The sequence below is a fragment of the Arthrobacter sp. TJ-236 genome (genome assembly GCF_058269235.1).
In genome coordinates, this window is record NZ_JBZCNI010000012.1 from 1 (window position 1) to 5,940 (window position 5,940).

At 55.8% G+C, this 5,940-nt stretch carries 1 protein-coding gene and 3 rRNA genes; 3 read left to right on the top strand and 1 reads right to left on the bottom strand.

What is annotated here, in order from left to right; all coding sequences use genetic code 11:
- Positions 1-184: hypothetical protein (locus tag AC4D16_RS16900; RefSeq protein WP_490951136.1), on the bottom strand; the 184-nt coding region annotated here is incomplete at its 3' end.
- Between AC4D16_RS16900 and AC4D16_RS16905 the strand changes: the two genes are divergently transcribed.
- The 3 genes from AC4D16_RS16905 to rrf all read left to right on the top strand — a co-directional run bounded on the left by AC4D16_RS16905 (position 184) and on the right by rrf (position 5,938).
- A 16S ribosomal RNA gene (locus tag AC4D16_RS16905) occupies positions 184-1,718 on the top strand. The genes AC4D16_RS16900 and AC4D16_RS16905 overlap by 1 nt on opposite strands.
- Positions 1,719-2,373: 655 nt before the next feature.
- Positions 2,374-5,529 (top strand): 23S ribosomal RNA (locus tag AC4D16_RS16910).
- Between the two features lie 292 nt (positions 5,530-5,821).
- Positions 5,822-5,938: ribosomal RNA gene (gene rrf, locus AC4D16_RS16915) — 5S ribosomal RNA — on the top strand.
- Together the 16S, 23S and 5S rRNA genes form the textbook arrangement of a ribosomal RNA operon.
- Positions 5,939-5,940 lie beyond the last annotated feature (2 nt).

The following is a 5,940-nucleotide window of genomic DNA, read 5'->3' on the forward strand; positions in this document are numbered from 1 at the left end:
CGGTTGCTCCTGTTGTTTGAGAACTCAATAGTGTGCCAAGTTTGTTGATACCGATTGTTTTTTGATTGGTTGAATTTGCTGGTTGCCGCACCTGGTGTGGTGGCTGGTTTTTTTGGCTGGTTTCGAATTTTGTGCAGCAGTGTTGCTCGTTTTCCCGGGTTTCGTTGTTGTGTCTGTGAATCATTTACGGAGAGTTTGATCCTGGCTCAGGATGAACGCTGGCGGCGTGCTTAACACATGCAAGTCGAACGATGAACCTCACTTGTGGGGGGATTAGTGGCGAACGGGTGAGTAACACGTGAGTAACCTGCCCTTGACTCTGGGATAAGCCTGGGAAACCGGGTCTAATACTGGATACGACCTTCCCGCGCATGCGGTGTTGGTGGAAAGCTTTTGCGGTTTTGGATGGACTCGCGGCCTATCAGCTTGTTGGTGGGGTAATGGCCTACCAAGGCGACGACGGGTAGCCGGCCTGAGAGGGTGACCGGCCACACTGGGACTGAGACACGGCCCAGACTCCTACGGGAGGCAGCAGTGGGGAATATTGCACAATGGGCGCAAGCCTGATGCAGCGACGCCGCGTGAGGGATGAAGGCCTTCGGGTTGTAAACCTCTTTCAGTAGGGAAGAAGCCGGTCTTTCGGGGTTGGTGACGGTACCTGCAGAAGAAGCGCCGGCTAACTACGTGCCAGCAGCCGCGGTAATACGTAGGGCGCAAGCGTTATCCGGAATTATTGGGCGTAAAGAGCTCGTAGGCGGTTTGTCGCGTCTGCCGTGAAAGTCCGGGGCTTAACTCCGGATCTGCGGTGGGTACGGGCAGACTAGAGTGCAGTAGGGGAGACTGGAATTCCTGGTGTAGCGGTGAAATGCGCAGATATCAGGAGGAACACCGATGGCGAAGGCAGGTCTCTGGGCTGTAACTGACGCTGAGGAGCGAAAGCATGGGGAGCGAACAGGATTAGATACCCTGGTAGTCCATGCCGTAAACGTTGGGCACTAGGTGTGGGGGACATTCCACGTTTTCCGCGCCGTAGCTAACGCATTAAGTGCCCCGCCTGGGGAGTACGGCCGCAAGGCTAAAACTCAAAGGAATTGACGGGGGCCCGCACAAGCGGCGGAGCATGCGGATTAATTCGATGCAACGCGAAGAACCTTACCAAGGCTTGACATGAACCGGAATGATGCAGAGATGTGTCAGCCACTTGTGGCCGGTTTACAGGTGGTGCATGGTTGTCGTCAGCTCGTGTCGTGAGATGTTGGGTTAAGTCCCGCAACGAGCGCAACCCTCGTTCCATGTTGCCAGCGGGTTATGCCGGGGACTCATGGGAGACTGCCGGGGTCAACTCGGAGGAAGGTGGGGACGACGTCAAATCATCATGCCCCTTATGTCTTGGGCTTCACGCATGCTACAATGGCCGGTACAAAGGGTTGCGATACTGTGAGGTGGAGCTAATCCCAAAAAGCCGGTCTCAGTTCGGATTGAGGTCTGCAACTCGACCTCATGAAGTTGGAGTCGCTAGTAATCGCAGATCAGCAACGCTGCGGTGAATACGTTCCCGGGCCTTGTACACACCGCCCGTCAAGTCACGAAAGTTGGTAACACCCGAAGCCGGTGGCCTAACCCCTTGTGGGAGGGAGCCGTCGAAGGTGGGACCGGCGATTGGGACTAAGTCGTAACAAGGTAGCCGTACCGGAAGGTGCGGCTGGATCACCTCCTTTCTAAGGAGCGCCTCGTCGTCATGTGCCTGTCCTCAGTGGTGGGTGTGTGGGACGCAGGAGTCAGCCCATAGCGCGGGCGTTTGTTCCGCGGTGGGTGCTCATGGGTGGAATATCAATGAATAGGTGTCGCTTGCTGGTGTTGGCCGGCTCGAGTACGTCTGGTTGTCCTGGGCTCGTGTGTCCTGTCCCTTTCGGGGGTCGGGGTGTGTGGGTGTGGGGTGAGTGGGTTGGAAAGAGCGGGTTGGGCTGGTGGTGGTTATCGTTTGGCACACTGTTGGGTCCTGAGATAACAGGGCCCTGTTCTTCGTGGTGCGTGGTGACGTGTTCTTCGTGGTTGTCGGTTTGGTGGTGGTGTCCCTTGGTTGGGGTGCTGGTCGCTGTCGGTGGTTGTGGGGGGTGGGTTGGTGCGTGGCTGTGGGGGGTGGGGTTTGGTTGTTTCTGGTTTTCCTGCGCATGCTGTGGTCGTCCCTTGTGGGGTGGCTTGCGGGTGTGTCGGGGTTGTTGGTTGAGAACTGCATAGTGGACGCGAGCATCTTAAAAAGAAGCAATTTCTAAGATAAATCTGGTTTCGAGTGGATGCGTGGTCCTAGCCTTTCGGGGTGGGGAGTGCGTGTGTGTTCGTGCCTGGTTTTCTCGATATGTTTTTGATCTTAGTGGTCAAGTTTTTAAGGGCACACGGTGGATGCCTTGGCATCAGGAGCCGAAGAAGGACGTGGGAATCTGCGATAAGCCTGGGGGAGTTGATAACCGAACTTTGATCCCAGGATGTCCGAATGGGGAAACCCCGCCCGGCGCGCGAGTGACCGGGTGACCCGTATCTGAACACATAGGGTACGTGGAGGGAACGTGGGGAAGTGAAACATCTCAGTACCCACAGGAAGAGAAAACAATAGTGATTCCGTTAGTAGTGGCGAGCGAACGCGGAACAGGCTAAACCAGTGGTGTGTGATAGCCGGCGGGCGTTGCATCACTGGGGTTGTGGGACTTTCCGTTCCAGTTCTGCCGGACTGGTGAAATGAGTGCGTGCGTATAGGTGAACGGGTTTGAAAGCCCGACCGGAGAGGGTGTAAGTCCCGTAACCGTAATGCGTGACGCCGTTTGGAGAGGATCCCAAGTAGCACGGGGCCCGAGAAATCCCGTGCGAATCTGCCAGGACCACCTGGTAAGCCTAAATACTCCCTGATGACCGATAGCGGACCAGTACCGTGAGGGAAAGGTGAAAAGTACCCCGGGAGGGGAGTGAAATAGTACCTGAAACCGTGTGCCTACAAACCGTCGGAGCAGACTTGTTTCTGTGACGGCGTGCCTTTTGAAGAATGAGCCTGCGAGTTAGTGTTACGTCGCGAGGTTAACCCGTGTGGGGAAGCCGTAGCGAAAGCGAGTCTGAATAGGGCGACCAGAGTGGCGTGATCTAGACCCGAAGCGAAGTGATCTACCCATGGCCAGGTTGAAGCGACGGTAAGACGTCGTGGAGGACCGAACCCACTTCAGTTGAAAATGGAGGGGATGAGCTGTGGGTAGGGGTGAAAGGCCAATCAAACTTCGTGATAGCTGGTTCTCCCCGAAATGCATTTAGGTGCAGCGTTGCGTGTTTCTTATCGGAGGTAGAGCTACTGGATGGCTAATGGGCCCTACAAGGTTACTGACGTCAGCCAAACTCCGAATGCCGGTAAGTGAGAGCGCAGCAGTGAGACTGTGGGGGATAAGCTTCATAGTCGAGAGGGAAACAGCCCAGACCACCAACTAAGGCCCCTAAGCGTGTGCTAAGTGGGAAAGGATGTGGAGTTGCCCAGACAACCAGGAGGTTGGCTTAGAAGCAGCCACCCTTGAAAGAGTGCGTAATAGCTCACTGGTCAAGTGATTCCGCGCCGACAATGTAGCGGGGCTCAAGTACACCGCCGAAGTTGTGGCATTCACATATATCCCAAGCCGGAGACTTGTTCTCTTGGTTCAAGGGTGTGGATGGGTAGGGGAGCGTCGTGTGGGCAGTGAAGTCGCGGTGTGAACCAGCGGTGGAGCCTACACGAGTGAGAATGCAGGCATGAGTAGCGAAAGACGGGTGAGAAACCCGTCCGCCGAATGATCAAGGGTTCCAGGGTCAAGCTAATCTGCCCTGGGTAAGTCGGGACCTAAGGCGAGGCCGACAGGCGTAGTCGATGGACAACGGGTTGATATTCCCGTACCGGCGAAGAACCGCCAATACTGATCGAGGGATACTAACCGCCAGAAGCATGACCGCCCACCCTTGTGGTGACGTGGTTTTTTGTGGATCGCGGGACCTGATCTCGGGAGGTAAGCGTATTAACAGGTGTGACGCAGGAAGGTAGCCGAGCCGGGCGATGGTAGTCCCGGTCTAAGGATGTAGGGCGAACCATAGGCAAATCCGTGGTTCTGGTTTAGATACCGTGCTTGAGATCTGATGGGACCCCCGTATGGGGGAATTCGGTGATCCTATGCTGCCTAGAAAAGCATCGGCGCGAGGTTCTAGCTGCCCGTACCCCAAACCGACACAGGTGATCAGGTAGAGAATACTAAGGCGATCGAGAGAATTATGGTTAAGGAACTCGGCAAAATGCCCCCGTAACTTCGGGAGAAGGGGGGCCCCAACTGTGATGGCGACTTGCTCGCCGGAGCGGATCAGGGCCGCAGAGACCAGGGGGAAGCGACTGTTTACTAAAAACACAGGTCCGTGCGAAGTCGCAAGACGATGTATACGGACTGACTCCTGCCCGGTGCTGGAAGGTTAAGAGGACCGGTTAGTTTCACGCTTGCGTGGGACGAAGCTGGGAATTTAAGCCCCAGTAAACGGCGGTGGTAACTATAACCATCCTAAGGTAGCGAAATTCCTTGTCGGGTAAGTTCCGACCTGCACGAATGGAGTAACGACTTCCCCGCTGTCTCAACCATAAACTCGGCGAAATTGCAGTACGAGTAAAGATGCTCGTTACGCGCAGCAGGACGGAAAGACCCCGAGACCTTCACTATAGTTTGGTATTGGTGTTCGGTGTGGCTTGTGTAGGATAGGTGGGAGACTGTGAAGCGTGGACGCTAGTTCATGTGGAGTCATCGTTGAAATACCACTCTGGTCACTCTGGATATCTAACTTCGGCCCGTAATCCGGGTCAGGGACAGTGCCTGATGGGTAGTTTAACTGGGGCGGTTGCCTCCTAAAAAGTAACGGAGGCGCCCAAAGGTTCCCTCAGCCTGGTTGGCAATCAGGTGGCGAGTGTAAGTGCACAAGGGAGCTTGACTGCGAGAGAGACATCTCAAGCAGGGACGAAAGTCGGGACTAGTGATCCGGCGGCACATTGTGGAATGGCCGTCGCTCAACGGATAAAAGGTACCTCGGGGATAACAGGCTGATCTTGCCCAAGAGTCCATATCGACGGCATGGTTTGGCACCTCGATGTCGGCTCGTCGCATCCTGGGGCTGGAGTAGGTCCCAAGGGTTGGGCTGTTCGCCCATTAAAGCGGTACGCGAGCTGGGTTTAGAACGTCGTGAGACAGTTCGGTCCCTATCCGCTGCGCGCGCAGGAAATTTGAGAAGGGCTGTCCTTAGTACGAGAGGACCGGGACGGACGAACCTCTGGTGTGTCAGTTGTACTGCCAAGTGCACCGCTGATTAGCTACGTTCGGATGGGATAACCGCTGAAAGCATCTAAGCGGGAAGCCTGCTTCAAGATGAGATTTCCATACACCTAGAGTGTGAGAGGCCCCCAGCCAGACCACTGGGTTGATAGGCCGGATGTGGAAGCAGGGACTACAGACCTGCGAAGCTGACCGGTACTAATAAGCCGATAACTTACACCACACACCCACCCACGGAACCCCATTACGGGGCTCCTACCAGGGGAGGGTGAAGATCAAATATGCTACGCGTCCACTATGCGGTTCCCAACCAACAACAGGAACCACCACACAACTCAATACAAAGAAGTTGTAACCAGAACCCACGCCACACCCCTCACACCCGAGGTGTGTCGGTCACGGGTCACACAAAATTTACCGCCACCACACCCACCACCCACACGCGGGCACCCCTATCAGGGATGCCACACACGGGACTATGGTCGAGGGTCACTGGTCAGGCCGGTACACAAGGTTACGGCGGTCATAGCGTGGGGGAAACGCCCGGTCCCATTCCGAACCCGGAAGCTAAGACCCACAGCGCCGATGGTACTGCACCCGAGAGAGTGTGGGAGAGTAGGACACCGCCGGACAA